We start from the raw sequence: 23,180 nt of genomic DNA, 5'->3' as shown, positions 1-23,180 counted from the left end.
TATATGAAAACTATTGTATCCATATTAATTTATGTAAGTTTTATTTCAGCTCTTTTTTCACAAGAAAAAGAAACAACTGCAACTACTAATGTTTCAATATTAAAAAAGGAGTTTTTAATTTCAGATTTGAATGCTATCAGTCATAAAATTTGGGTGTATTTACCTCCTAATTATCATAATTCATCAAAAAAATATCCTGTAATTTATATGCACGATGCGCAAAATTTATTTGATGATAAAACATCTTTTATTGGTGAATGGCATGTAGATGAAACTTTAAATAAATTGTACAAAAAAACTAAAAAAGGATTTATTGTAGTTGCTGTTGAAAATGGTGGCGAAGAACGAATTAATGAATATACACCTTGGAAACACGAAAAATATGGTGGAGGAAAAGGAGCAATTTATATAGATTTTTTAAAAAATACTTTAAAACCCTATATAGATTTAAACTACAGAACAAAAAAACAAGCTAAACACACAGCTATAATTGGAAGTTCTTTAGGTGGTTTAATTTCGTATTATGGTGGATTAAAATATCCTAAAACATTTGGGAAAATTGGTTCTTTATCAACCTCGTTTTGGTTTTCTAATCAAGTAGCAGATTTCACAATTAAAAATGGGAATAATAAAACTTCAAAATTATATCTTTTAGTTGGTGAAAAAGAAGGTGAAGATATGGCGGAAGACACTCAAAAAATGAAAAAATTATTGCTTGAAACTGGCTTTAAATCGAAAAATATAATAGCTGATATTAATCCTGAAGGAAAACATAATGAAGCTTTTTGGAGTACTGAATTTTTAGGGGTAATTACCTGGCTTTATAATATAAAATTAAATTAAAATGAACATACAAATCATCAACAAATCTAAACACGAATTACCAAGTTATGAAACCATTGCTTCTGCCGGAATGGATTTACGCGCAAATATTGACGAAGCTATTACTTTAAAACCTTTAGAACGTACCATTGTTAAAACAGGCTTGTTTATTGCATTACCTGTTGGTGCAGAAGCACAAGTGCGCCCACGTAGTGGTTTAGCCGCTAAAAAAGGAATTACTGTTTTAAATGCTCCTGGAACTGTTGATGCGGATTATCGTGGTGAAATTGGAGTGATTTTAGTAAATTTATCTAACGAAGATTTTGTGATAAATGATGGTGAGCGAATAGCACAATTGGTAATTGCAAAACATGAACGTGCTAATTGGGAGCAAGTTGAAATTTTAAGTGAAACTAAACGTGGTGCTGGTGGATTTGGTTCTACTGGTGTGTAATTTATTTATTGAACTCTTTAAGCTTTTTTGCAAAAATAATATGGTTTGCAAATAACCGTTATGCTGAATTTATTTCAGGGTGACGTGCTATTTCAATACATACTTCTTCACCAATATTTAACGATGTTGTATGTTCAAAAAATATAGTTTTACCTTTTAAATCTGCTTCAATTAAATAATAACTTCCTTTAAAAAAAGATGAAATAATTTTAGCATTTAAATCAGATTTTAATACAACCTTCAGTTGATTTGGATACAACAAAATAGTTTCTTTTGAAGAGCTTTTTGAATCAATAAAATTTAACTGTAATTCGTTTATCTCGTTAAAAAATGATGCTATATAAGCAGATTTAGGATTATTATAAATGTCTTCAGGTGTACCTATTACTTCTATTTTAGCATCTTTTAAAACAATTATTTCATCTGCAAAAGAAAGTGCATCCGTAGTATCATGTGTTGCTACAATACACAAAATATTCTTAGATTTTAAGTATTTAAAAAGACTTCTTCTTAAATGGTTTTTTCTAAAATTATCGATGTGGCTAAAAGGTTCGTCCAGTAATAAAACTTCCGGTTCTTTTGCTAATACTTTTGCAATGGCAACACGTTGTTTTTGACCTCCACTTAAGTTTTTAACTTTCGTTTTTAAAAACTGAGACATATCAACAACTTCTAATAATTCCTTTATTCGTTGTTGTTTTTTTGGATCTTGACTTGAAATATTTTTACCAATATTTTCTTCAACAGTTATATAAGGCATTAAATCGAAATCCTGAGGTAAATATTTCATAAAATCTTCGCCTGGAATTAGGTAAAAATTGGGTCCTAATAGTTTTTCATTATTCCAATAAACAGCACCTTTTTCAATATGAAGTAAACCGTAAATAATTTCTAATAATGTACTTTTTCCACAACCACTTTCACCAACTACCGCAATATAATCGCCCTTATTTGCCGTAAAACTGAGATTTTTTAAAACTTCTTTGGTTGTATAACCAAATGATATGTTAGCTACTTTTAACATTTATATTATTCGAATCCTATATGTATTAAAGCATCTCCCTGAATAACAACAGGAGAATGATTTGAGTTTAATATATACCCTTCCTGAGGGTTTTTAAAAGTATTTTCATAATTTCCATAAGGATCGGAAATACTGCCTAATTTTACCCCTTTTTCAACTTTTTGACCAGCACTAATATTAGATCTATACATACCTGAATGTTTAGCCCGTATCCATTTTGAACTTGTAATTACAACTGGCGGATTTTCTTTGGTTGCTTTTGAAATTTTTGAAGAAAAATCATTCAACCCTAAATGATGCATTAAATTAATAGCACCCTGAATTCCAACTTTTGTAACATTTTTATCAAGATTTAAAGATTTCCCACCTTCAAAAAGCAACACTTTTTTACCTAATTTAACCATAGAATTTCTAAAAGTTTTTTCCTGACTTTTACTAAATACAATAAAGGGCGCTCCAAATACTTTTGCTAGTTCTAGAGTTTCTTCATCTGTGCCATTTATACGTAATTGAGAATAATTAAAACGTTGTGCTCCCCCAGTGTGATAATCAATACAATAATCTACTTTTGGAATTACTTTAGTCATTAAATAATAGGCAAATTTACTAGCTGATGAACCTGTATTAGAGCCCGGAAACATTCTGTTTAAATCTCTACCATCAGGAAATTCTCTTGTTTGGTTTAAAAAACCAAAAACATTTAATAAAGGAATACAAATAATAGTTCCTTTTTCCGGTTTATGAAGACCGGAAGCCACTATTTGGCGCACGATCTCTATTCCATTTGTTTCATCTCCATGAATACCACCAATTAACAATAAACAAGGTCCATCAACCTTACCTCTGGAAACAATTATAGGAATATCAATTTTTGAACGCGTAGTTAACCTGGCAATATCCATATTAATTGTTACCGATTCACCAAAACCAATTTTATGATTTAAGATTTTAAAATCACTCGGCATGACGCTCAATATAATGAATTATTTTACCAGCAATATCAATTCCTGTTGCTGCTTCAATTCCTTCTAGCCCCGGTGAAGAATTTACTTCTAAAATAAGAGGACCTCTAGCTGATTGTAATAAATCTACTCCTGCAACTCCTAATCCCATAACCCTAGCTGCTTTTAATGCTGCATTTTCTTCATCTATTGATAATTTAATGATTTCCGCAGAACCACCACGATGCAAGTTTGAACGAAATTCACCTTCTTTACCTTGACGTTTCATAGCTCCAACTACTACTCCATCCACTACAAATACTCTAATATCTGCACCTTTTGCTTCTTTTACAAATTCTTGAGCAATTACTCTTGCCTTTAAACCATTAAAAGCTTCTAATACTGAAGTTGCTGCAGTGTCAGTTTCAGCTAAAACAACACCTAAACCCTGTGTACCTTCTAATAATTTTATAACTAAAGGCGTACCTCCAACATCTTGAATTACATCTTCTACGTTTTTTGAGTAATTGGTAAACACCGTTTTAGGCAAACCCAATCCAGCTCTAGACAGTACTTGTAAACTTCTTAATTTATCTCTTGAACGCATTAATGCTTGAGATTCAACAGCTGTAAAAACTTTCATCATTTCAAACTGACGAACAACAGCAGTTCCAAAAAAAGTTACAGAAGCACCTATTCTTGGTATAACTGCATCTACATTAGTTATTAATTCGTGTTTATAACGTATTGCTGGTTTTTTTCTTTCAATTATAATATCACATTTAGTATGATCTACAATTAACATTTCATGGTTTCTATTTTTACCAGCCTCTATAAGTCTTTTTGTAGAATATAAATTTGGATTTCTTGATAAAACAACAATTTTCATTTTAACCGTTTTTTTTATTTAATTTTTTAAATGATAGATTTTTTTTAGCAGTATCAATTATAAATTTTTTAGATAAAAATTTTCTTCCTAAAAGTACTGGATACATCATTGAACCTCTTTCTGTTAACGACAACTCTATGTTATGAATTTCATTAAAAATAAGAATTTGTGTTTCTATAATATATCGATTTTCAATAATTCCGTTTGAACTTTTTACATTTTTTTGAATAAAATCTTTAAAGTAAAAATATTTTTCGTGGTATTTTTCATGTTTAGGATCTAAAAATTGACATTTCAATACCTCATTCTCAACTTCAATATGATGGCAATGAAAACTAGAAGTATAAGCTCCAGAATCAACTTTAATAGCTATACCAAACAACTCTAATTTTGGAAAATCAACAATATCAGTTCTACCAATAAGTGTTTTTATTTGGTTTGTATTCATAATTTAATAGCTAATTATTGAATATAACATATAATAATTTAATTCAATAATTATTTGTCAAAAATAGACTATTATTTTATTCAGATAAGATTTTGAATTATTTTGTTTAAAATTTATTCTAAAAAAGCTTAAAACTAGGTAGTTATAAATAAAATAGGTTGTTTTAAAAGTAGTCTTTAGGTGTAAAATGAAGCAATTTTAAATTTTTAAGTTACTGATAAACAGAGTACTTAAAATTTAAAATTTTTCATAATAACATTAAAAAAACACTTTTAAAACAACCTATTTTATAAAAATTATTATTTAATTTGTTTATTAGGCTTCTTCCTGATTATTAATAAAATCTTTAATTTTTGTTTCTAATTCTTCAGCTAATTCAGGATTGTCTTGAATTAGTGCTTTAACAGCATCACGACCTTGCCCTAATTTTGTATCTCCATAACTAAACCAAGATCCACTTTTCTTTACAATTCCAAACTCAACACCTAAATCTAAAATTTCACCTGTTTTAGAAATTCCTTTTCCGTACATAATGTCAAATTCAGCAACTTGAAAAGGTGGTGCAACTTTATTTTTTACAACTTTTACCTTTGTACTGTTTCCAATAACTCTATCACCATCTTTAATTTGTGTTCTTCTTCTAATATCTAAACGAACTGAAGCATAAAATTTAAGTGCATTTCCTCCAGTTGTTGTTTCAGGATTTCCAAACATTACCCCAATTTTTTCACGTAATTGGTTAATAAAAATAACTGTACAATTTGTTTTATGAATTGTTCCTGTTAATTTTCTAAGTGCTTGTGACATTAAACGTGCATGTAATCCCATTTTAGAATCACCCATTTCACCTTCAATTTCACTTTTTGGAGTAAGTGCTGCAACTGAATCAATTACAACAATATCAATTGCACCTGAACTAATTAAATTATCAGCTATTTCTAATGCTTGCTCACCGTGATCTGGTTGAGAAATAATTAAACTATCAATGTCAATTCCTAAATTTTGAGCATAAAAACGATCAAAAGCGTGTTCTGCATCAATAAAGGCTGCAATACCACCGGCTTTTTGCGCTTCTGCAATTGCATGTAATGTTAAAGTTGTTTTACCTGAAGATTCTGGTCCGTAAATTTCAATAACTCTACCTCTTGGATAACCTCCAACACCTAAAGCTAAATCTAATCCTAATGATCCTGTTGAAATTGCTTCTATATCATCAATAGCAACATCTCCCATTTTCATTACAGTTCCTTTACCGTACGCCTTATCCAATTTATCTAAAGTTAATTGTAATGCTTTTAATTTTGCTGCTTTTTCTTTGTCTTCTGCCATAATCTTTATTAAAATGAGTTAAAATAGTTTGTTGCTAAAATATAAAAAAGTATTGAGTATATTTATGGTTTGTTTATAATTCTATCAACCAATTTTATGAAAAAATCATCACTATCACAAAATATAAATTATAACGAAACTAAACCTTCAATTTCTGTATTATTTGAAACAGATACCACCAAAGAAATACGTATTGTTTTTAAAGAAAATCAATTTATGAAAGCGCATAAAACTGCTTTTCCTATAACTGTTGAAATTTTTGAAGGCGCTATAGATTTTGGTGTAAACGGTACAATTTTTAATTTAGTAAAAGGCGATTTAGTTTCATTAGATGCTAGTGTACCGCACGATTTACTTGCTAAACAAAATAGTATTGTTAGGTTAACATTATCTAAATTAGATACTGTTGAACGGGTTATAAAAGTTTCTGAAAGTTAATATCTTATAAAATCTTGAGATTCTTTAGTTGTACTTAAAATGAAAATAAAAAAATGACTGTTATAGATTGGATAGGTTTTATTGGTGTTTTTCAAATACTATTAGCATATATTTTAAATGTAATTGGAAAACTAAAAAAGGAAGATTTATTTTTTATTTTATTAAATGTAATTGGAGCAAGTTTAGCTTGCTTAGCATCTATATTAATGAAATATATTCCTTTTATTATATTAGAAGCTGTTTGGGTTTTAGTATCGCTTATTTCATTAATTAAATATAAAAAAATAGCCTAAAAAATAATTATTAAAATAAGTTTAATTGAGCATATTGTAATAAAATAATTGTTTTTGCATCACAAATTTCACCTGTTAAAATCATTTTTAATGCTTTATTAAAAGCTACCTCTAAAACTTCAATTTCTTCCGTTTCTTCTTCTAATCCACCTCCTTCACTAATTTTCATTTCATCAGCATATTCAGCAATAAAATAGTGTATTTTTTCGGTAACTGCTCCCGGTGTAGAATACAGTTCAAATACTTTTTTAGGACTATTTATTTTATAACCTGTTTCTTCTTCAGCTTCTTTTTTTATACAAGTTAGCGGATCATCTTTATCTAACAAACCTGCACAAACTTCAATCATCATGCCATCTTCATTTTCATTTAAATAACTTGGCATTCTAAATTGTTTGGTTAAAATAACTGTTTTTTTAGCTGAATTATAAAGTAAAATACAAGCACCATCTCCTCTATCGTAACTTTCACGTATTTGATTTTGCCAAGTACCATTTTTTGTTTGATAATCAAAATCTACCTTATCTAATTTATAATGATTGTTAGATAAGTTTTTAATGCTTTTTATTTTTACTTTAGGATTGCTCATTAATATTATACTTATTATTGTTTTGTTAATTTATTAGTTCCAAAACAACTGTATACTTTATTTGGAAATGAAACATCAAATATTGTTTCTATTTCATTGTCATTTATTTTATTTATTGTTAAACGAGCTTTACCTCCTGGTACAAAATTTTCTATTTTTTCAGTTTCAAAAATTAAGGTTTTAGTATTTGATAATCTATCGTTTAATACGTATTGATTTATGTAGCCTTCGTTATTAAATTGTCGATAAATTATACTATTTCTTGAAGTATCAAAACTTATAAATCCTTTATCTATATGATGTTCTCCTTCCCTATTATTCTCTGTTGGTTTAAAATGGGATTCGTGTTTAACTTCAATATATTTAGCATCCATTATATAATTATAAGATGCTGAAATTATAGAAGTTGAATTGCTAAAACCAGTTCCAGTTCCTTCCCAATTTCCAATAATAAAATCTATTTTTTCTAAGGCATTTTTTTGAGCATTTAACTGAAAAGTACAAGTACTAATTAAAATTAAAAGTATTATTTTTTTCATAATTTAAAATTTAACCATTGCAATATGTGGAATATCATCTTCTAAATACTCTTTTCCTACTTGAATAAAATTGTGAGATTCGTAAAATTCTTTTAAATATTTTTGGGCAGAAATTTTAATTATATTTTCATTAAAAAAACTATTAATAGCTTTAATAGAATAATCCATAATTATATGTCCGTATCCAAATTTACGTTCATTTTTAGCGACAACTACTCTACCAATACTTGCTTCTTTAAAATAATCACCTGGTTTAAAAATACGTGTATAAGCAATAATTTTATCATTTTTTTGCCCAATAACATGCAATGCTTTTTGATCTTTAAAATCAATATCTTGATACACACAATTTTGTTCAACAACAAAAACTTCACTCCGTAATTGTAATATTTCATACAATTCATTTAAAGTTAGTTCTGAAAATTTTTTAGTGTTAATTTCAATCATTATTAATCTTTTTTTATCAATTCTTTTAAATCATCTCTTTTAAATTCTGGCTGGAAATTACAGTGATTAATTTGAAATTTTTCTAACAATAGTTGTTCAATTTTTTCACAAATTATATCAAATTCAGATAATTTAATATCTTTATTAAACTCTATATGTGCTTCTATATGGCAATCGTACTCATTTAATTGCCAAATATGTACATGGTGTATATTTTTTATTCCTTTTACTTTTATTACTTCCTGTTCAACTTCGTCAATATTAACATGTTTAGGCGCAAACAACATTAATATTTTAGTTGAGGTTATTAAAATATCCCAACTCATATAAATTAAATACAACGAAATTATGAGTGTTAATAAAGCATCAATCCAATAAATTTGATAATATTTCATTAATAAACCACCTATTAAAACAGCTACACTAGTTAACATATCTGTTAATAAATGTAGATACGCAGTTTTCATATTTAAATTATGATTGGCATCTTTTTTTAATAAAAGTACACTAAATCCATTTACTGCAATTCCTAAAATAGCTAACCAGATTACTAAATTTGCATGAATTTCATGTATTGAAGAAAACCGTTTAATAGCTTCTATACCTAAAAATACTGCAATTACAATTAAAGAAATTGCATTAATAAATGCGGCAATAATTTCGGCTCTTTTATAACCAAATGTATATTGTTTAGTTTGTTTCTTTTTATTTGATAGTAAATTAGCTGTATAACTTATTATTAATGAAATAACATCTGAAAAATTATGAACTGCATCAGAAATTAAAGCTAAACTTCCGGAAATAAATCCGCCTACCAATTGTGCTAATGTAATTACAACATTTAGTATTATAGATAAAAGTAAATTTTTACCTGATAAACTGTTGTGATTATGAGAATGATTGTGACTCATTATATGGTTTAAAAAAGTTGAAATTAATTTAACAACAGCCTGTTGGTATTTTATCTATTCTGTTTTGATGTCTACCTCCTTCAAAAGGAGTATTTAAAAATATTTCTACAAAACCTAAAGCTTGTTGTAATGAAACAAAACGTGCAGGTATTGCTAATACATTTGCATCATTATGTAATCTAATTAATTCTACTATTTCATTATTCCACACCAAACCAGCTCTAATACCTTGGTGTTTATTAGCTGTCATTTGAGCTCCGTTACCACTACCACAAATTATAATACCATATGTAGCTTTTCCACTTTCTACAGCATCAGCTACCGGATGAATTGCATCAGCATAATCCATACTATTATTTGTATCAGTTCCAAAGTTTAAAACTTCAATACCTTTACTTTCTAATAATTTAATAATTTCAAATTTATACGCTGTACCAGCGTGATCATTACCAATTGCAATTACCATTTTTTATTTTTGTTAATAAGTTAGAATACAAAAGTACAAATTCACGTTTATTAACAGTAAAAAAAGTAATTGTTAATAGTAATTTTTAAATAATTGATTAACAATTACTTTACGTTAATTTAAAATTGTGGATAAGTTTAAGTTTAAAATAGAAAAGTTTTTTTTGATATATTAAAAGAAAAACCTAATGCAAAAACGTACTCTTATTATGCAAATTTATTTATTGATTTTTTAAAATAAGTTGTGAACATAATTTTAACTGTTATAAACATTAAATAACTAAAATGTTATTCAATAAATTAGTTAATTAACACTATTAACAGATTGTTTATAACCTAACTAATTTTACTGATTTTTAAGCTATTAATTTTTTACAACTTGTTAGTTATTTTTAATAAGTGAATAATCAAAATTATATTTCAATTATTTATTATACATATTAACACACTATAATAACAAAAAAATATTTTTTAAATTTTTAAAACTTTTTTTATAATATATATTATTGTTAATAACCTTAAAAAATTAAATTTTAATTGAAAGTTTTAAAACATTTGAAGGTAAAGAAACCGTTTCTATATTATCTTCAGAAGAAAATGAATTATTAATACTTTTTATAGTGAAGAGAATTCCTACAAAAAATATAATAAGAAATAAGATAATAATTTTATATAATCGTTTCATTAGTAAACTGTTCTATCTTAATAAAGACGAAATAATTTAACATTTGTTACAATTTTTTTAAGAAAATTTTAACTTTTTTATATTTAGCTAATAAAAATTGGTTGTTGTGAAGAGTTAAAACTTATAAAAATTACTACTTCAACTAGGTTTACTAACAAAATACTTAATTTAATTAACTATTTTTAGGAATAATAAATTGAATGGCTTTTGGCAGCAACGAAACATTAAAATTTCCTGAACCAATAAGCTCTCCATCTGCTTGAATATAAGTTTTTTCAGTATCTAAAACCTTAATATTTAATTCAGAAGTTTTATAATTTTTAACCAATTTATGACTTGTAATGTTTCCATTAAATAACCCTGGAATATTACCTAAAATAGTAAATAATGTAATTTTTTTAATGTAAGAAATATCAAATAATCCATCAGTTGGATGTACGTTTTTTGTTAATTTCATTCCTCCTCCTGAAAATTCACAAAGTCCAATTAATAACATTAAAGTTTTATCTTTAATTACTTCATTATTAAAACTTATTTCTAACATAGCTTTTTTATAACTGGTTAAACTAACTAACGCTCCAGTTAAATATGCTAAAAAACCTAAATTTTTATATTTATGAACTTTATTTACAACATAACCATCAAAACCAATACCTGCTAAATTATTGAAGAAAAATACTGTTTTAGATTTTAATAAAGTTATTTTTCCAATATCTTGTTTTATTGTATGTTCAGCTTTTATTATTTGAATTGCTTTTTTATAATCTTTTGAAATTTTATAAGTTTTAACCCAATCATTTCCAGTACCAATAGGAATTATTCCAACTTTTATTTCTGAAATATTTATAGGATTTAATATTAAAACTGCATTTACAATATTATGTAAAGTTCCATCACCACCAACACAAATAAATTTTATAAAACCTTGTTTAATAGCATTTTGAACTAATTTTATTGAATGTTTTTCATACGCTGTAAAAACATATTCAAAATCAAATTTTTGTTTTGTTAATTCTTTAAAAATAAGTGGCCATTTCTTTTTTGAAGTTCCATTTCCTGAAGTTGGATTTACAATAACAAACCATTTATTTTTCATAAACTAGTATTAAATTTTCAGCAAAATACAAATAGTAATTTATATAAGCTTTTATTAACATATTCAAGATTAAATATTTGTACTTTTGAGTGAAATAAAAAAGAATAAAATGTCGAAGAGAAAAACAAATTACAAAAAGAAAGGAAACATTATTAAAGATTTAACCCGTAAAATATTAAATCTACTAAATCAAAACTCAAGCAATAGTTTTAATTACAAACAAATAGCTGCAAAATTAGATATTACTGATGCAAATGGTAGAAATCAAATTATTCAAAAATTAGAAGATTTAAAAGGACAACAAAAAGTTGAAGAAGTTGAAAGAGGTAAATTTAAAATTGTTCCAAAAGATAAATACTACATTGGTATTTTAGATGCCACCACAAATGGAAATGCATATTTTATTTGTGATGAATTAGAACATGATATATACATACCAGCCCGAAATTTAAATAGAGCATTAGATAAGGATACCGTTAAAATTTATCTTTATAATAGAAGAAATAGCAAAAAGGAAGAAGGTGATGTTGTTGAAATTATTAAACGTGCAAAAACAGAATTTGTAGGTGTTTTACAACTTAATAAAAACTTTGGTTTTTTAGTAGCTGATGATCCTAAAATGTACACTGATATATTTATTGCTAAAAATAAATTAAAAGGTGCTGAAGATGGTGTAAAAGCATTGGTAAAAATGACCGATTGGCCATCAAATTCTAAAAATCCATTTGGTGAAGTTCTTGAAGTTTTAGGTATGCCTGGTGACCACGAAACCGAAATACATTCTATACTTTTAGAATACGGTTTACCTTATAAATTTCCTGAAAATGTTGAAGATGAAGCAAGTAAACTTTCTTTTGAAATTACAGAAGAAGAAATTGCTAAACGTAGAGATATGCGCAAGGATTTAACGTTTACGATCGATCCAAAAGATGCTAAAGATTTTGATGATGCTTTATCTTTTAAAGTATTAGAAAATGGTAATTATGAAATTGGAATTCATATTGCTGATGTTTCGTATTATGTTCAGGAAAATACTATTTTAGAATCCGAAGCATATCATAGGGCAACATCGGTTTACTTAGTTGATAGGGTAGTACCAATGTTACCTGAAGTTTTATCAAACGGAGTGTGTTCTTTGCGTCCAAACGAAGAAAAATTAACATTTTCTGCCGTTTTTGAAATGAATGAAAAAGGACATGTTTTAAATGAATGGTTTGGTAGAACAGTAACCTATTCTGATAAAAGATTTGCTTATGAAGAAGCTCAGGAAATTATTGAAACAAAAGGCGATTTAGTTTCAGAAGAAATATCAATAACAGGTGAAGCTTATAAAGTGCAACCGGAAATTGTGGCAGCAATATTAAAATTAAATGAATTAGCTAAAAAGCTTCGTAAAAAGAGATTACAACAAGGCGCAATTACTTTTGATAGGGTAGAGGTTAAATTTAATTTAAATGAAAAAGCAGAGCCAATAGGTGTATTTTTTAAAGAATCTAAAGATGCTAATAAACTAATTGAAGAATTTATGCTGTTAGCCAACCGAAAAGTGGCTGAATTTGTGGGAAGTAAAAAAGGTGTACCAAGTAAAAAAACCTTTGTGTATCGTGTTCATGATGAACCAGATTTAGATAAATTAGAATCGCTTCAAACTATTGTAAGTAAATTTGGATATAAAAATAAAATAGATACAAAAGATAAAAAATCAACATCAACATCATTAAACCAATTACTGAAAGATGTCCACGGCTCTGGTGAAGCAAATTTGATTGAAACCTTAGCTGTACGATCTATGAGTAAAGCTGTTTATACTACCGATAATATTGGGCATTACGGTTTAGCTTTTGATTATTACAGCCATTTTACTTCTCCAATTAGAAGATATCCTGATGTTATGACTCACAGATTGTTACAACATTATTTAGAAGGTGGAAAATCTCCAAAAGCCGAAGGTTATGAAGAAAAATGTAAACATGCATCTGAACAAGAATATTTAGCTTCAAAAGCAGAACGTGATTCAATTAAATATATGCAGGTTAAATATATGGAAGATCATAAAGATCAACAATTTGAGGGTGTTATTTCTGGTGTTACTGAATGGGGAATTTATGTTGAAATTATTGAAAATAAATGTGAAGGAATGGTGCGTATTCGCGAAATAAAAGACGATTATTATTTATATGATGAGAAGCAATATGCGCTTGTAGGTCAATCAACTAAAAATTTATATCAATTAGGAGACCACGTTTTAATTAAAGTAAAGCATACAGATTTAGAACGAAAACATTTAGATTTTACCTTAATAGAAAAAATTGAGAAAGATTTAACTTAAAAGGCACAATTATTGTTTATTTAGGTTGTTAATAATATATTACAACTTAAAAAATAAATTATGAGTTATTACTTTAATAAAGTTTTAAAAACTAAAAATTTTGATGAAGCAGTTGATCAAGTATCAGCAGCATTAAAAAAGGAAGGTTTTGGAGTTCTTACCGAAATTAATATTAAAGAAACATTAAAAAATAAAATTAATGTTGATTTTAAAAAATATAAAATTTTAGGGGCTTGTAGCCCTCATTATGCATACGAAGCTCTAAAAAGTGAAGATAAAATAGGATTATTTTTACCGTGTAATATTATTGTTGAAGAACATGAAAATAACAGTATTGAAGTTTCAGCCGTGGATCCAATAGCATCTATGATTGCTGTAAAAAACGAATCGTTAGGAAGTATTGCTTTTGAAATTCAGCAAAAACTTAAAAAAGTAATAAATAACCTAAATTAATAGTTAGCATAGTTATAAAAACAATATAAATATCATGAAAAAATTAACTTTATTACTTGTGTTAATAAGTACATTTACTTTTGCACAACAAAAAATTACTACCAAATTAGGAGATTTTAATGAGCTAAAAGTGTTTAACGGTTTAACGGTTGAATTAGAAAAATCTAATGAATCAAAAATTGAAATTTCAGGATCTCAATCGGAAGATGTTTCCATTAAAAATGCTAATGGAATATTAAAAATTCGTTTAAAATTTCCAGAAAGTTTTACTGCAGAAGATGTAAGAATAGTATTATTTTATAGTGAAAATATTGATATTTTAGATGCTAATGAAGGCGCAACTATTTTATCAGAAGCAACTATTAAACAACAACATTTAGAAGTAAAAGTACAAGAAGGTGCTAAAATTAATATTCCTGTTGATACAAAACATTTAACTATAAAAGCAGTATCTGGAGGAATTATAGAATTATCTGGTGTAACTCAAAATCAAAATGTAGAAGCAACAACTGGAGGTATTTATGAAGGATATAACTTACAAAGTAAACAATCTATTGTAACTGCTGCTTCAGGCGCAAGAGTGGAAGTTAAAACTACTGAAATTTTAGATGCTAAAGTACGTTTTGGAGGCACAATACATTACAAAGGAAATCCTGAAGTTTTAAAAACTAAAAAAATTATTGGTGGTGTAATTAAACATAGAAACTAAAACTAAACTATAATAAAGTTTGGTTTTGAATTAATTACTATCTTTGTAACTCAAAAATTTAAAATCATGAATGCATTACATATTTTTTTAGGAATGGTTGGACCTTGGCAATGGATAATTATTGGTTTAGCAATTTTATTATTGTTTGGTGGAAAAAAATTACCAGAGTTAATGAAAGGTCTTGGTGGTGGAATTAAAGAATTTAAGAAAGCTACAAAAGATGAAGATGATGAAGATAAAAAAGTTGAAGAAAAAAAGTAAGTTCAAAATTTACTCTTATAAAAGATAAAAACCAGCTAATTTAGCTGGTTTTTTTATTAAAGAAACTTTAATAATTTTTATTCTTTTTTATTATTTTCATGAGAAGATTCTTGTACTTTATTTGCTGCAACTAAACTAGTTACCATATCATTTAACATAGAACTAGCTGCATTAGGATTGTTTGGTAATAATATTAAATTTGATTTAGTATCAGATCCAATACTTTGTAATGTATCATAATGTTGGGTAATTACAATTAGTGCAGATGCTTCTTGGCTGTTAATACCTGCTCTGTTTAAAACATCAACACTTTCTTCTAAACCACGTGCAATTTCTCTACGTTGGTCTGCAATACCTTTACCTTGTAAACGTTTACTTTCTGCTTCAGCTTTTGCCCTTTCAACAATTAAAATACGTTGTGCATCACCTTCGTGTTGAGCAGCAATTTTTTCACGATCAGCTGCATTAATTCTATTCATTGCAATTTTTACTTTTTCATCAGGATCAATATCAGTTACCAATGCTTTTATAATATCGTAACCATAATCAAGCATTGCTTCTTTTAAATCACGTTGAATTGCAAGGGCAATTTCTTCTTTCTTTTCAAAAACATCATCTAATATCATTTTAGGAACTTCAGCTCTTACAACGTCAAAAATAAAGGCTGTAATTTGCTCATGCGGATTTTGAAGTTTGTAAAAGGCATCGTACACATGGTCAGGTCTAATTAAAAATTGAACTGAAATTTTTAAATGTACAAAAACATCATCTTTAGTTTTAGTTTCAACAATTACATCTAATTGTTGTACACGTAAACTAACACGCCCGGAAACTTTGTCAATTATTGGTATTTTAAGTTGTAAACCAGCACCTCTAATACTTTGGTATTTCCCAAATCGTTCAATTACAGCACTTGTTTGTTGTTTTACTACAAATAGTCCGGAAACTACAATAACAACAAGGATAAAAATTATAACATACGTTCCAATCATTTTAATTTTTTTTAAAGATTAATGTAAGACTTAAAGATACAATGTTTTAGTTTTAAAATCAAACCATTGCTCTTTTAATAAGTAATTGAAAATTAGAAAATGTTACAGTTAATATTTAAAAATTACAAACTAAAAATTAATCCTTAAATTTGATAATAGTAAAAATAAGAGTAATTAGTATTAAATTATATATAAAATTAAAAGAGAGCGCATATGAAACAATCTGTTAGTTTTAAATTAAACAATCAAAATGTCTCTGTTGAAGTAAATGGAGATGAATCACTTTTAACCATTATTCGTACATATTTAGATAAAACGGGAACAAAATTTGGATGTGGTTTGGGTGATTGTGGAGCTTGTACTGTTTTAATAGATAACGAAGCTGCAAGATCTTGCATGATCTTGATAGAAGATGTTGCTAATAAAGAGATAATTACTATTGAAGGTTTAGCTACAGGTGAAATTTTACATCCAATTCAAAAGGCATTTATAACTTTAGACGCTTTGCAATGTGGTTTTTGTACACCTGGTATGATTATGAATGCACTGGGTTTATTAATTAAAAACCCTACTCCAACTCGAAATGAAATTATAAACGGAATGGAGGATAACTTATGCAGATGCGGTTCTTATAATAGAATTGTTGAGGCAATTGAAATGGCAGCAAAAGAGATGAATAAAAAAGTTAAAATATGAAACCAGATAAAATAGATCAATTATATTTTAGTGATGTAAATGAACCGATTAAATTTGACAGACGTGAATTTTTAAAAAAATTAGGAGGAGGAATTATTGTTGTTTTTTGTATAGGAAAACTTTCTCTTTTAGATGGCTGGGGAAAAAATGAGGCTGTTGATGAATTAAATTTTAATGCTTATTTAAGAGTTAAAGAAAACGGTCGTGTAAATTGTTATACTGGTAAAATTGAAATGGGACAAGGAATTATTACATCCTTGGCACAAGTTTTAGCTGAAGAACTGGAAGTTCCTATTTCATCAGTTGATATGATTATGGGTGATACAGATTTATGTCCTTATGATGCTGGAACCTGGGGTTCTTTAACTACTCGTTTTGCAGACCCTGTAATTAGGGCCGCCGCCGCAGAAGCGCGTGAAACTTTATTAAACTTGGCTGCCGAAAAGTTGCACATAAATGAAGACCAACTTACAATTAAGGAAGGTGTTATTTTTGATATAAACAATCCTTCAAAAAAAATAACATATGCTGAAATTACAAAAGGAAAAAAAATAGTTAAAACTTTAACTAAAAAGCCAGAAATTAAAAAAGCGAAAGACTTTAAAATTATTGGAACACCAATAATTAGTACTGATGCTTTGGCAAAAGTTACTGGAAAAGCACAATATTCCGGAGATATTAAATTACCCGGAATGGTGTATGCTACAGTTGTACGCCCAACAGTTTATGGGGCTAAAAAACTAAAAGTTGATGCTTCAGCATTATCAGATTTTGAAGGAGTAGCATTAATTGAAGATGGCGACTTAGTTGCGGTAGTTCATACTAGTTTAGAAACAGCAAACAAAGCAGCTAAAAAAGTAAAAGTTATTTGGGATGCTCCAAAAGCAACCTCTAATACAGATTCTATATTTCAATATTTGGAAGATCAGATAACTGAAAGTAGTGTTTTTAAAGAAGCAGGTGATTTATTAATTGGAAAACAAATTTCAATAAGGATTATTGATGGTAAATATTATGATGGTTATAAAGCGCATGCGCCCATGGAAACCCATTCGGCAACTTGTTATTTTGAAGGTGATAAATTAATTATTTGGGCATCAACACAAACCCCTTTTGGTTTGCGTGATCAATTAGTAAATGCTTTGCATACTTCAACAGAAAAAGTTCAAGTAAAACAAATTTTTACCGGAGGTGGTTTTGGTGGAAAAATATATAACAAACAAGCTATTGAAGCAGCGTTAATTTCAAAATCATGTGGTAAACCTGTACAACTTGTTTGGAGTAGAAAGGAAGAGTTTATGTATGATAGATTTAGACCTGCTGCTGTTATGAATGTAACTTCAGGTGTTGATAATAAAGGAAAATTAACCTTATGGGATTTTGATATTTATTGTGCAGGAACAAGGGGAACTTCATTGTTTTATGGTATTGAAAATAATAGAACCAGAATGTTTAATGAAAAAAATGTTCGTGGAGATAGCCATACAAATAGTTTAAATAATGTTAGTGTGCATCCATTTGGAACGGGTGCCTGGAGAGCACCTGGAAATAATTCAACAACGTTTGCTCGTGAATCTCATATTGATGTTACCGCTCATAAAATAGGAATTGATCCGCTAGAATTTAGATTAAATAATTTAAACCACAAAAACATGACAGCTACACTAAAACTAGCTGCCGAAAATTTTGGATGGAAGAAACCAAAAAAAGAAGGTCATGGTTATGGCATTGCTCTTGGTGAAGATGCAGGAACCTGTGTGGCAATAATTGCTGAAGTTTTTGTAAATAAAAATACAGGTGAAGTTCAACCAATTAGAGTTGTTTGCGCTCAGGATATGGGTCAGGTTGTAAATCCACTTGGAGCAACTGTTCAAACAGAAGGTGGTATTACTATGGGCTTGGGATATGCTTTGTTTGAAGAGGTAGAATTTAATGGTGGAAATCTAAAAACAAGAAATTTTAAGAATTATGAAATTACTAAATTTTCAAAAACTCCTGAAATAACTTGTATTTTTAGAGATAAAATGGATTCAAAACCTGAAGGTGGTGGTGAACCAGCAATTATTTGTGTTGGTGGTGCGATAGCAAATGCTGTTTTTGATGCTTGTGGAGCCAGGGTAAATCGTATGCCAATTACTCCAGAGAGAATTTTAAATGAACTTAACAAAACCTAAATTTTTTATTAAATCTAAAATTTCATATTTAGTATATTTACGGAATATTCAAAAAATATGAAAAAAATTCTATTCAGTTTCATTGGAATTGTAGCTTTAGGTTTAGTACTTTATTTTTCTGCCATATACTTTATAACTTATAGTGAAGGTTATAGGGCAGGAGAGTTGGTTAAATTTAGCCACAAAGGGGTGCTATTTAAAACTTGGGAAGGTGAAATAAGCCAAGGTGTTTCTGAAGCTCAAATTTTTACATTTTCAGTTGAAAATAAAGAAAAAGAAGTGATAAAATTACTTCAGGATTTTCAAGGAAAAAATGTAAAGTTAACATATAAGGAACGATTTGGAACTTTTCCTTGGTTGGGAGATACCAAATATTTTATAACTAAGGTTGAAAAAACAGAATAGTATTTATGGATCAAATTTTTAAAAAACCAGAAGATTCGGAAATTATTTTAACAGAATTAATGCTCCCGTCACATTCTAACTTTAGTGGAAAAATTCATGGAGGTTTTATTTTATCTTTAATGGATAAAGCGGCTTTTGCTTCAGCTTCTAAATTTTCAGGTGAATATTGTGTAACAGCATCTGTAAATAGAGTTGATTTTTTAAATTCTATTGAAGTAGGAGAGTTGTTAACGTTGCGAGCGCAGGTTAATTATGTTGGTAACTCATCAATGGTTGTTGGTATAAGAGTTGAATCTCAAAATATTAGAACAGGTGAAGTTAAGCATTGTAATTCATCCTATTTTTCAATGGTTGCAAAAGATGAAAATGGAAAAGGAGTAAAGGTACCGGGTTTAATAATTTCAGATAAAAATGGAATTCGAAGGTTTTTACGTTCAATAAAACATATTAAAATGCGAAATAAACGTAAAATTGAATTTAGTGCAGAGAATTTTGAAGCTGAAAAATATAAAGATGTTTTAAAAGACTACAATGTAAAAATTGAAATATAAAAAAGGCTGTTATAAAAATTTTGAAACCCGTCATTCTGAATTTATTTCAGAATCTCATTCTACCGATAATCAATCACTATCAGAACCTAAAATAAATTCAGGTTGATGAAAATTTTACTTTAAAACAGCCTTTTTTATATTTATTCTACTATTAATGTAATTTATAAAGTTTCTATTGCTTTAGTAATTCTAATTATAGTTTCCTCTTTTCCAATCATTTCAGCAATATCAAATAGGTGAGGACCTTTCATTGCGCCCACTAAACTTAATCTAAAAGGCTGCATTATTTTTCCAAAACCAATTTCTTTTGAAGTAATCCATTCTTTTACATTATTTTCAATGTTTTGAGAATTAAAATCTTCAATTTTTTCTAATACTAAAATTAATTCTTTCATTAAACCTGCAGTATCTTCTTTCCAGTTTTTCTTTGATGCTTTTGAATCATACTCAATTGGAGCTTCAAAAAAGAAGTTGCTTAAATCCCAAAAATCTGAAACAAAAGTGGCTCTTTCTTTTATTAAAGAAACTACTTTTACAATAAAAGAACTTTCTTTTAATATTCCTTTTTTAGTTAAAATAGGAGTATATAATTCAGCCAATTCAGCATCTGATTTTTTCATCATATACTGTTGATTAAACCACTTTGTTTTGTCTGGATCAAAACGAGCTCCAGATTTATTTACACGACTTAAATCGAACGATTGTACTAATTCTTCTAATGTAAATAATTCTTGTTCAGTTCCTGGATTCCAGCCTAATAGTGCTAAAAAATTAACTACTGTTTCCGGGAAATACCCTTCTTCTTTGTATCCGCTAGAAATTTCGTTAGTTACGGAATTTTTATATTCCAAAGGAAAAACAGGAAACCCTAATTTATCACCATCACGCTTACTTAATTTTCCTTTTCCAACAGGTTTAAGTATTAATGGTAAATGAGCAAATTCTGGAGCTTGCCAACCAAATGCTTGGTATAATGCTATGTGAAGTGGAAGAGAAGGTAACCATTCTTCACCACGAATTACATGGCTTATTTCCATTAAGTGATCATCAACTATATTAGCTAAATGATAGGTTGGCATTCCGTCGCTTTTAAAAAGAATTTTATCGTCTAAAATTTCCTTTTTAAAAGAAACATGACCTCTAATTATATCGTTAGATTCTATGGTTTCAGTTTCTTCATTAGGATCGTACATTTTAAACCTAACTACATATTTATCACCGTTTGCAATACGTTTATCAACTTCTTCTTTTGTAAGTGAAATAGAATTTGTAAGTTTTGCTCTATTATGCCAGTTGTAAATAAAAGTTTTTCCTTTTTCTTCGTGATCTTTTCTATGAAAATCTAATTGTTCAGCGGTATCAAAAGCGTAATAAGCTTTTCCTTTTGAAATTAATTCTTCTGCATATTTTTTATACAATTCTTTACGTTCAGATTGACGATATGGTCCAAATTTTTCATTTTTATTGGGTCCTTCATCATAAGGAATATTACACCAGTTTAAAGCATCAATTATATATTGTTCAGCATTTGCAACATAACGGGTTTGATCCGTATCTTCAATTCGTAAAATAAAAGTACCGTTGTTTTTTTTAGCAAATAAATAGTTAAAAAGGGCAGTTCTTACTCCACCAATATGTAATGGTCCCGTTGGGCTTGGGGCAAATCGTACTCTAACATTGTTCATTATTAATCAGTTTTAAAGTGCAAAGATAATTTAACAATATAAATACACCCATTTATATTACAAAAAAAAGGTTGCTAAAAAGCAACCTTTAAAATCAGCCCAATAAATGATTTTAAGAACCCTTTGATTAAATCAAAGAATGCGTTAATTTGGGGACTATACATATATTTTAATTTCTTATATTTTCTTCAATACTATGTTCTGCTTTACTGCTACTTGTTATTTTATTCAAAAAATAAAAATTTAATATTAAAAACAGAATAAAAATTACTACTTTAATTAACTTTGAATATCGTTTTGGTAATGTTTTTTTGTTAAACATATTGATGATTAAATACTAATGTAAAAGTAGTGTTTGATGTTTGTTTTTAAAAGGGGAAATACCCCCTTATTTTTTAGTTCAATTAAAATAATTGCTTAACTTTAAAACTTTAAAATAAAATTATTAAAATATGGGTTTAAAATTACCAAATGGACTTATTACACCTGAAGAAGCAAAAAAGTTGAATCAAGAATTTATTAAAACTCGTTCTAAAGATTTAAATAAAATAGTAAAGGAAGAATCAGGTAATCCTAAAAAAAAGGATGCTTTATCTAGCTGGTTTTCTTTAGAAGAAATTAAGAATTACCTAGCTTATTTAGAAAGTAAGGCACCGGATGCAAATGGTATAAGAGTTTATTTTGGGGCTTATGGTAAAAAACCTGTTGAAACTGAAAAAAGTAATACTAGTACCGTGTTTTTTGTTCCAACAAGATTAGTACCTGGTTCATACCAAAACGATGATGTTGCGGTTGGAGTAAATACGGATATTAGTGATGTTGATGGGTTGAATTTTGGTCAACAAAGTGATCCCCCTTCTTCTGAATATCCACAGGAGATTTGAAATATATTGAATTTATATACCCATTAATTTATATAATTATCATTCTTTTTGGTATTTTAAATTTTAAAAAGGTTAAAAATAATTTTTATTTAAAACTATTTTTAACCTTTTTGGTTTATTCTTTAGTTACTGAAATAATGGGTTATTTTATTGGTGTAGTTTATCGAAAAAATACTTCTTTTATTTATAATTTATGGAATTTTTTAAATAGTTATTTTTATTTCTTTTTCTTTTTAAGTTTAATTAAAAACACCTTTAAAAGAAATATTATAAAAACCATAATAGTTATTTATAGCATTATATCAATTATAGATATTACGTTTTATAATAATTTTATTGAAATAGGTTTAAATGCCAATGTTATAATTGGGAGTACTTTTATTGTAATAGTTGTTATGCTTTATTTTACCGAATTATTAAAAAGTGAAGCAGTACTAGGTTTAAATACTTCCATCTATTTTTGGATAAGTTTAGGAGTTCTTTTTTTTAATATTGGAATGATTCCAATTTTTGTAATTGCAAGAATTATTGAATATCGTGGCGTATGGGATGTTATTATACTAAGTTTAAATTTAATAATGGCAAGCTTTTTTATTACTGGTTTTATAGCAAGTAAAAAAGAGTTTAATAAATAAATTATGAATCAAAAGTAAATCAAAATATTAATTTTA

General features: G+C 27.7%; 27 protein-coding genes. 14 read left to right on the top strand and 13 right to left on the bottom strand.

Annotation, left to right across the window (positions count from 1 at the left end):
• The first annotated feature begins 3 nt into the window (after nucleotides 1–3).
• Both BX611_RS04595 and dut read left to right on the top strand, forming a co-directional pair.
• Entirely contained in the window at nucleotides 4–843 is an 840-nt protein-coding gene (locus BX611_RS04595; RefSeq protein ID WP_115878978.1) for an alpha/beta hydrolase, read from the top strand.
• A 1-nt stretch (nucleotide 844) separates the two neighbouring features.
• On the top strand, nucleotides 845–1,276 hold the full coding sequence (dut, locus tag BX611_RS04590) for a dUTP diphosphatase (protein WP_115878536.1): 432 nt from the start codon (nucleotides 845–847) through the stop codon (nucleotides 1,274–1,276).
• Between the two features lie 58 nt (nucleotides 1,277–1,334).
• Here dut and BX611_RS04585 read toward each other — a convergent pair whose 3' ends face one another.
• From BX611_RS04585 to recA, 5 genes are all read right to left on the bottom strand, one after another.
• Complete coding sequence (locus BX611_RS04585; protein WP_115878534.1) at nucleotides 1,335–2,300, bottom strand: ABC transporter ATP-binding protein; 966 nt, start codon at nucleotides 2,298–2,300, stop codon at nucleotides 1,335–1,337.
• 5 nt (nucleotides 2,301–2,305) lie between these two features.
• Nucleotides 2,306–3,265 carry a succinylglutamate desuccinylase/aspartoacylase family protein gene (locus tag BX611_RS04580; protein WP_115878532.1) on the bottom strand — a complete coding sequence of 320 codons (960 nt, stop codon included), beginning with the start codon at nucleotides 3,263–3,265 and terminating at the stop codon, nucleotides 2,306–2,308.
• Nucleotides 3,255–4,130: a 30S ribosomal protein S6--L-glutamate ligase gene (rimK, locus tag BX611_RS04575; protein WP_115878530.1), complete on the bottom strand. Its 876-nt coding sequence runs from the start codon at nucleotides 4,128–4,130 to the stop codon at nucleotides 3,255–3,257. Before rimK ends, BX611_RS04580 begins: the two co-directional genes overlap by 11 nt.
• Before the next feature lies 1 nt (nucleotide 4,131).
• A complete protein-coding gene (locus tag BX611_RS04570) occupies nucleotides 4,132–4,578 on the bottom strand; it encodes an ATP-dependent zinc protease family protein (RefSeq protein ID WP_205417120.1) in 447 nt (148 codons plus the stop codon).
• Between the two features lie 315 nt (nucleotides 4,579–4,893).
• Nucleotides 4,894–5,907 (bottom strand): recombinase RecA, encoded by a 1,014-nt coding sequence (gene recA / locus BX611_RS04565; RefSeq protein ID WP_115878528.1) that lies wholly within the window; start codon nucleotides 5,905–5,907, stop codon nucleotides 4,894–4,896.
• A 96-nt stretch (nucleotides 5,908–6,003) separates the two neighbouring features.
• Here recA and BX611_RS04560 point away from each other — a divergent pair, with 96 nt between their 5' ends.
• A complete protein-coding gene (locus tag BX611_RS04560) occupies nucleotides 6,004–6,345 on the top strand; it encodes a cupin domain-containing protein (protein WP_115878526.1) in 342 nt (113 codons plus the stop codon).
• Nucleotides 6,346–6,398: 53 nt separating this feature from the next.
• Complete coding sequence (locus BX611_RS04555) at nucleotides 6,399–6,638, top strand: CBU_0592 family membrane protein (RefSeq protein WP_115878524.1); 240 nt, start codon at nucleotides 6,399–6,401, stop codon at nucleotides 6,636–6,638.
• Between the two features lie 10 nt (nucleotides 6,639–6,648).
• Here the strand turns inward: BX611_RS04555 and BX611_RS04550 are convergent, their stop codons facing one another.
• From BX611_RS04550 to BX611_RS04525, 6 genes are all read right to left on the bottom strand, one after another.
• On the bottom strand, nucleotides 6,649–7,227 hold the full coding sequence (locus tag BX611_RS04550) for an NUDIX domain-containing protein (protein ID WP_115878522.1): 579 nt from the start codon (nucleotides 7,225–7,227) through the stop codon (nucleotides 6,649–6,651).
• 14 nt (nucleotides 7,228–7,241) lie between these two features.
• Complete coding sequence (locus tag BX611_RS04545; protein ID WP_115878519.1) at nucleotides 7,242–7,766, bottom strand: hypothetical protein; 525 nt, start codon at nucleotides 7,764–7,766, stop codon at nucleotides 7,242–7,244.
• Nucleotides 7,767–7,769: 3 nt separating this feature from the next.
• Complete coding sequence (locus BX611_RS04540) at nucleotides 7,770–8,213, bottom strand: GNAT family N-acetyltransferase (protein ID WP_115878516.1); 444 nt, start codon at nucleotides 8,211–8,213, stop codon at nucleotides 7,770–7,772.
• 2 nt (nucleotides 8,214–8,215) lie between these two features.
• Nucleotides 8,216–9,124 carry a cation diffusion facilitator family transporter gene (locus tag BX611_RS04535; RefSeq protein WP_115878514.1) on the bottom strand — a complete coding sequence of 303 codons (909 nt, stop codon included), beginning with the start codon at nucleotides 9,122–9,124 and terminating at the stop codon, nucleotides 8,216–8,218.
• Between the two features lie 28 nt (nucleotides 9,125–9,152).
• Nucleotides 9,153–9,590, bottom strand: a complete 438-nt coding sequence (locus BX611_RS04530; RefSeq protein WP_115878512.1) for an RpiB/LacA/LacB family sugar-phosphate isomerase — start codon at nucleotides 9,588–9,590, stop codon at nucleotides 9,153–9,155.
• An 856-nt stretch (nucleotides 9,591–10,446) separates the two neighbouring features.
• Entirely contained in the window at nucleotides 10,447–11,370 is a 924-nt protein-coding gene (locus BX611_RS04525) for a diacylglycerol/lipid kinase family protein (protein ID WP_115878509.1), read from the bottom strand.
• 109 nt (nucleotides 11,371–11,479) lie between these two features.
• Between BX611_RS04525 and rnr the strand changes: the two genes are divergently transcribed.
• The 4 genes from rnr (at nucleotide 11,480) to tatA (ending at nucleotide 15,122) form a co-directional block, all read left to right on the top strand.
• Nucleotides 11,480–13,699 carry a ribonuclease R gene (gene rnr, locus BX611_RS04520; protein ID WP_115878506.1) on the top strand — a complete coding sequence of 740 codons (2,220 nt, stop codon included), beginning with the start codon at nucleotides 11,480–11,482 and terminating at the stop codon, nucleotides 13,697–13,699.
• A gap of 60 nt (nucleotides 13,700–13,759) precedes the next feature.
• Nucleotides 13,760–14,152: a DUF302 domain-containing protein gene (locus BX611_RS04515; RefSeq protein ID WP_115878503.1), complete on the top strand. Its 393-nt coding sequence runs from the start codon at nucleotides 13,760–13,762 to the stop codon at nucleotides 14,150–14,152.
• A gap of 34 nt (nucleotides 14,153–14,186) precedes the next feature.
• A complete protein-coding gene (locus BX611_RS04510; RefSeq protein WP_115878501.1) occupies nucleotides 14,187–14,861 on the top strand; it encodes a head GIN domain-containing protein in 675 nt (224 codons plus the stop codon).
• Nucleotides 14,862–14,927: 66 nt separating this feature from the next.
• A complete protein-coding gene (gene tatA, locus BX611_RS04505) occupies nucleotides 14,928–15,122 on the top strand; it encodes a twin-arginine translocase TatA/TatE family subunit (RefSeq protein WP_115878498.1) in 195 nt (64 codons plus the stop codon).
• A gap of 77 nt (nucleotides 15,123–15,199) precedes the next feature.
• Here the strand turns inward: tatA and BX611_RS04500 are convergent, their stop codons facing one another.
• Complete coding sequence (locus tag BX611_RS04500) at nucleotides 15,200–16,114, bottom strand: SPFH domain-containing protein (RefSeq protein ID WP_181897231.1); 915 nt, start codon at nucleotides 16,112–16,114, stop codon at nucleotides 15,200–15,202.
• 213 nt (nucleotides 16,115–16,327) lie between these two features.
• Here BX611_RS04500 and BX611_RS04495 point away from each other — a divergent pair, with 213 nt between their 5' ends.
• Genes BX611_RS04495 through BX611_RS04480 form a run of 4 tightly spaced genes read left to right on the top strand, consistent with a single transcriptional unit; the run spans nucleotide 16,328 to nucleotide 19,940 of the window.
• Nucleotides 16,328–16,810 (top strand): (2Fe-2S)-binding protein, encoded by a 483-nt coding sequence (locus BX611_RS04495; RefSeq protein WP_115878496.1) that lies wholly within the window; start codon nucleotides 16,328–16,330, stop codon nucleotides 16,808–16,810.
• Nucleotides 16,807–18,984 carry a xanthine dehydrogenase family protein molybdopterin-binding subunit gene (locus BX611_RS04490; RefSeq protein WP_115878494.1) on the top strand — a complete coding sequence of 726 codons (2,178 nt, stop codon included), beginning with the start codon at nucleotides 16,807–16,809 and terminating at the stop codon, nucleotides 18,982–18,984. Before BX611_RS04495 ends, BX611_RS04490 begins: the two co-directional genes overlap by 4 nt.
• 57 nt (nucleotides 18,985–19,041) lie before the next feature.
• Nucleotides 19,042–19,389, top strand: coding sequence for a 6-phosphogluconate dehydrogenase (locus BX611_RS04485; RefSeq protein ID WP_115878492.1), 348 nt, complete (start codon nucleotides 19,042–19,044; stop codon nucleotides 19,387–19,389).
• Nucleotides 19,390–19,394: 5 nt separating this feature from the next.
• Complete coding sequence (locus BX611_RS04480) at nucleotides 19,395–19,940, top strand: acyl-CoA thioesterase (protein WP_115878489.1); 546 nt, start codon at nucleotides 19,395–19,397, stop codon at nucleotides 19,938–19,940.
• A gap of 161 nt (nucleotides 19,941–20,101) precedes the next feature.
• On the opposite strand, the gene gltX is transcribed toward BX611_RS04480, so the two are convergent.
• Complete coding sequence (gltX, locus tag BX611_RS04475) at nucleotides 20,102–21,628, bottom strand: glutamate--tRNA ligase (RefSeq protein WP_115878487.1); 1,527 nt, start codon at nucleotides 21,626–21,628, stop codon at nucleotides 20,102–20,104.
• A 449-nt stretch (nucleotides 21,629–22,077) separates the two neighbouring features.
• Here gltX and BX611_RS04470 point away from each other — a divergent pair, with 449 nt between their 5' ends.
• Nucleotides 22,078–22,509 (top strand): hypothetical protein, encoded by a 432-nt coding sequence (locus BX611_RS04470; protein ID WP_115878485.1) that lies wholly within the window; start codon nucleotides 22,078–22,080, stop codon nucleotides 22,507–22,509.
• 137 nt (nucleotides 22,510–22,646) lie between these two features.
• Entirely contained in the window at nucleotides 22,647–23,144 is a 498-nt protein-coding gene (locus BX611_RS04465; RefSeq protein WP_147296400.1) for a hypothetical protein, read from the top strand.
• Nucleotides 23,145–23,180 lie beyond the last annotated feature (36 nt).

It is taken from the genome of Lutibacter oceani (assembly GCF_003384935.1).
GTDB lineage: Bacteria > Bacteroidota > Bacteroidia > Flavobacteriales > Flavobacteriaceae > Lutibacter > Lutibacter oceani.
The sequence above is the reverse complement of the archived record's forward strand: the minus strand, read 5'-3'. Positions and strand labels throughout refer to the sequence as shown.

What these genes read in the sequence shown, in the direction of transcription:
- BX611_RS04535 (WP_115878514.1), bottom strand. Translation starts at nt 9,124, where the DNA reads ATGAGTCACAATCATTCTCATAATCACAACAGTTTATCAGGTAAAAAT.
- BX611_RS04570 (WP_205417120.1), bottom strand. Translation starts at nt 4,578, where the DNA reads ATGAATACAAACCAAATAAAAACACTTATTGGTAGAACTGATATTGTT.
- BX611_RS04525 (WP_115878509.1), bottom strand. Translation starts at nt 11,370, where the DNA reads ATGAAAAATAAATGGTTTGTTATTGTAAATCCAACTTCAGGAAATGGA.
- BX611_RS04490 (WP_115878494.1), top strand. Translation starts at nt 16,807, where the DNA reads ATGAAACCAGATAAAATAGATCAATTATATTTTAGTGATGTAAATGAA.
- dut (WP_115878536.1), top strand. Translation starts at nt 845, where the DNA reads ATGAACATACAAATCATCAACAAATCTAAACACGAATTACCAAGTTAT.
- BX611_RS04595 (WP_115878978.1), top strand. Translation starts at nt 4, where the DNA reads ATGAAAACTATTGTATCCATATTAATTTATGTAAGTTTTATTTCAGCT.
- BX611_RS04470 (WP_115878485.1), top strand. Translation starts at nt 22,078, where the DNA reads ATGGGTTTAAAATTACCAAATGGACTTATTACACCTGAAGAAGCAAAA.
- BX611_RS04580 (WP_115878532.1), bottom strand. Translation starts at nt 3,265, where the DNA reads ATGCCGAGTGATTTTAAAATCTTAAATCATAAAATTGGTTTTGGTGAA.
- rimK (WP_115878530.1), bottom strand. Translation starts at nt 4,130, where the DNA reads ATGAAAATTGTTGTTTTATCAAGAAATCCAAATTTATATTCTACAAAA.
- BX611_RS04560 (WP_115878526.1), top strand. Translation starts at nt 6,004, where the DNA reads ATGAAAAAATCATCACTATCACAAAATATAAATTATAACGAAACTAAA.
- rnr (WP_115878506.1), top strand. Translation starts at nt 11,480, where the DNA reads ATGTCGAAGAGAAAAACAAATTACAAAAAGAAAGGAAACATTATTAAA.
- BX611_RS04465 (WP_147296400.1), top strand. Translation starts at nt 22,647, where the DNA reads ATGGGTTATTTTATTGGTGTAGTTTATCGAAAAAATACTTCTTTTATT.
- BX611_RS04545 (WP_115878519.1), bottom strand. Translation starts at nt 7,766, where the DNA reads ATGAAAAAAATAATACTTTTAATTTTAATTAGTACTTGTACTTTTCAG.
- BX611_RS04585 (WP_115878534.1), bottom strand. Translation starts at nt 2,300, where the DNA reads ATGTTAAAAGTAGCTAACATATCATTTGGTTATACAACCAAAGAAGTT.
- BX611_RS04550 (WP_115878522.1), bottom strand. Translation starts at nt 7,227, where the DNA reads ATGAGCAATCCTAAAGTAAAAATAAAAAGCATTAAAAACTTATCTAAC.
- BX611_RS04540 (WP_115878516.1), bottom strand. Translation starts at nt 8,213, where the DNA reads ATGATTGAAATTAACACTAAAAAATTTTCAGAACTAACTTTAAATGAA.
- BX611_RS04480 (WP_115878489.1), top strand. Translation starts at nt 19,395, where the DNA reads ATGGATCAAATTTTTAAAAAACCAGAAGATTCGGAAATTATTTTAACA.
- BX611_RS04510 (WP_115878501.1), top strand. Translation starts at nt 14,187, where the DNA reads ATGAAAAAATTAACTTTATTACTTGTGTTAATAAGTACATTTACTTTT.
- BX611_RS04515 (WP_115878503.1), top strand. Translation starts at nt 13,760, where the DNA reads ATGAGTTATTACTTTAATAAAGTTTTAAAAACTAAAAATTTTGATGAA.
- tatA (WP_115878498.1), top strand. Translation starts at nt 14,928, where the DNA reads ATGAATGCATTACATATTTTTTTAGGAATGGTTGGACCTTGGCAATGG.
- BX611_RS04495 (WP_115878496.1), top strand. Translation starts at nt 16,328, where the DNA reads ATGAAACAATCTGTTAGTTTTAAATTAAACAATCAAAATGTCTCTGTT.
- BX611_RS04530 (WP_115878512.1), bottom strand. Translation starts at nt 9,590, where the DNA reads ATGGTAATTGCAATTGGTAATGATCACGCTGGTACAGCGTATAAATTT.
- BX611_RS04485 (WP_115878492.1), top strand. Translation starts at nt 19,042, where the DNA reads ATGAAAAAAATTCTATTCAGTTTCATTGGAATTGTAGCTTTAGGTTTA.
- BX611_RS04555 (WP_115878524.1), top strand. Translation starts at nt 6,399, where the DNA reads ATGACTGTTATAGATTGGATAGGTTTTATTGGTGTTTTTCAAATACTA.
- BX611_RS04500 (WP_181897231.1), bottom strand. Translation starts at nt 16,114, where the DNA reads ATGATTGGAACGTATGTTATAATTTTTATCCTTGTTGTTATTGTAGTT.
- recA (WP_115878528.1), bottom strand. Translation starts at nt 5,907, where the DNA reads ATGGCAGAAGACAAAGAAAAAGCAGCAAAATTAAAAGCATTACAATTA.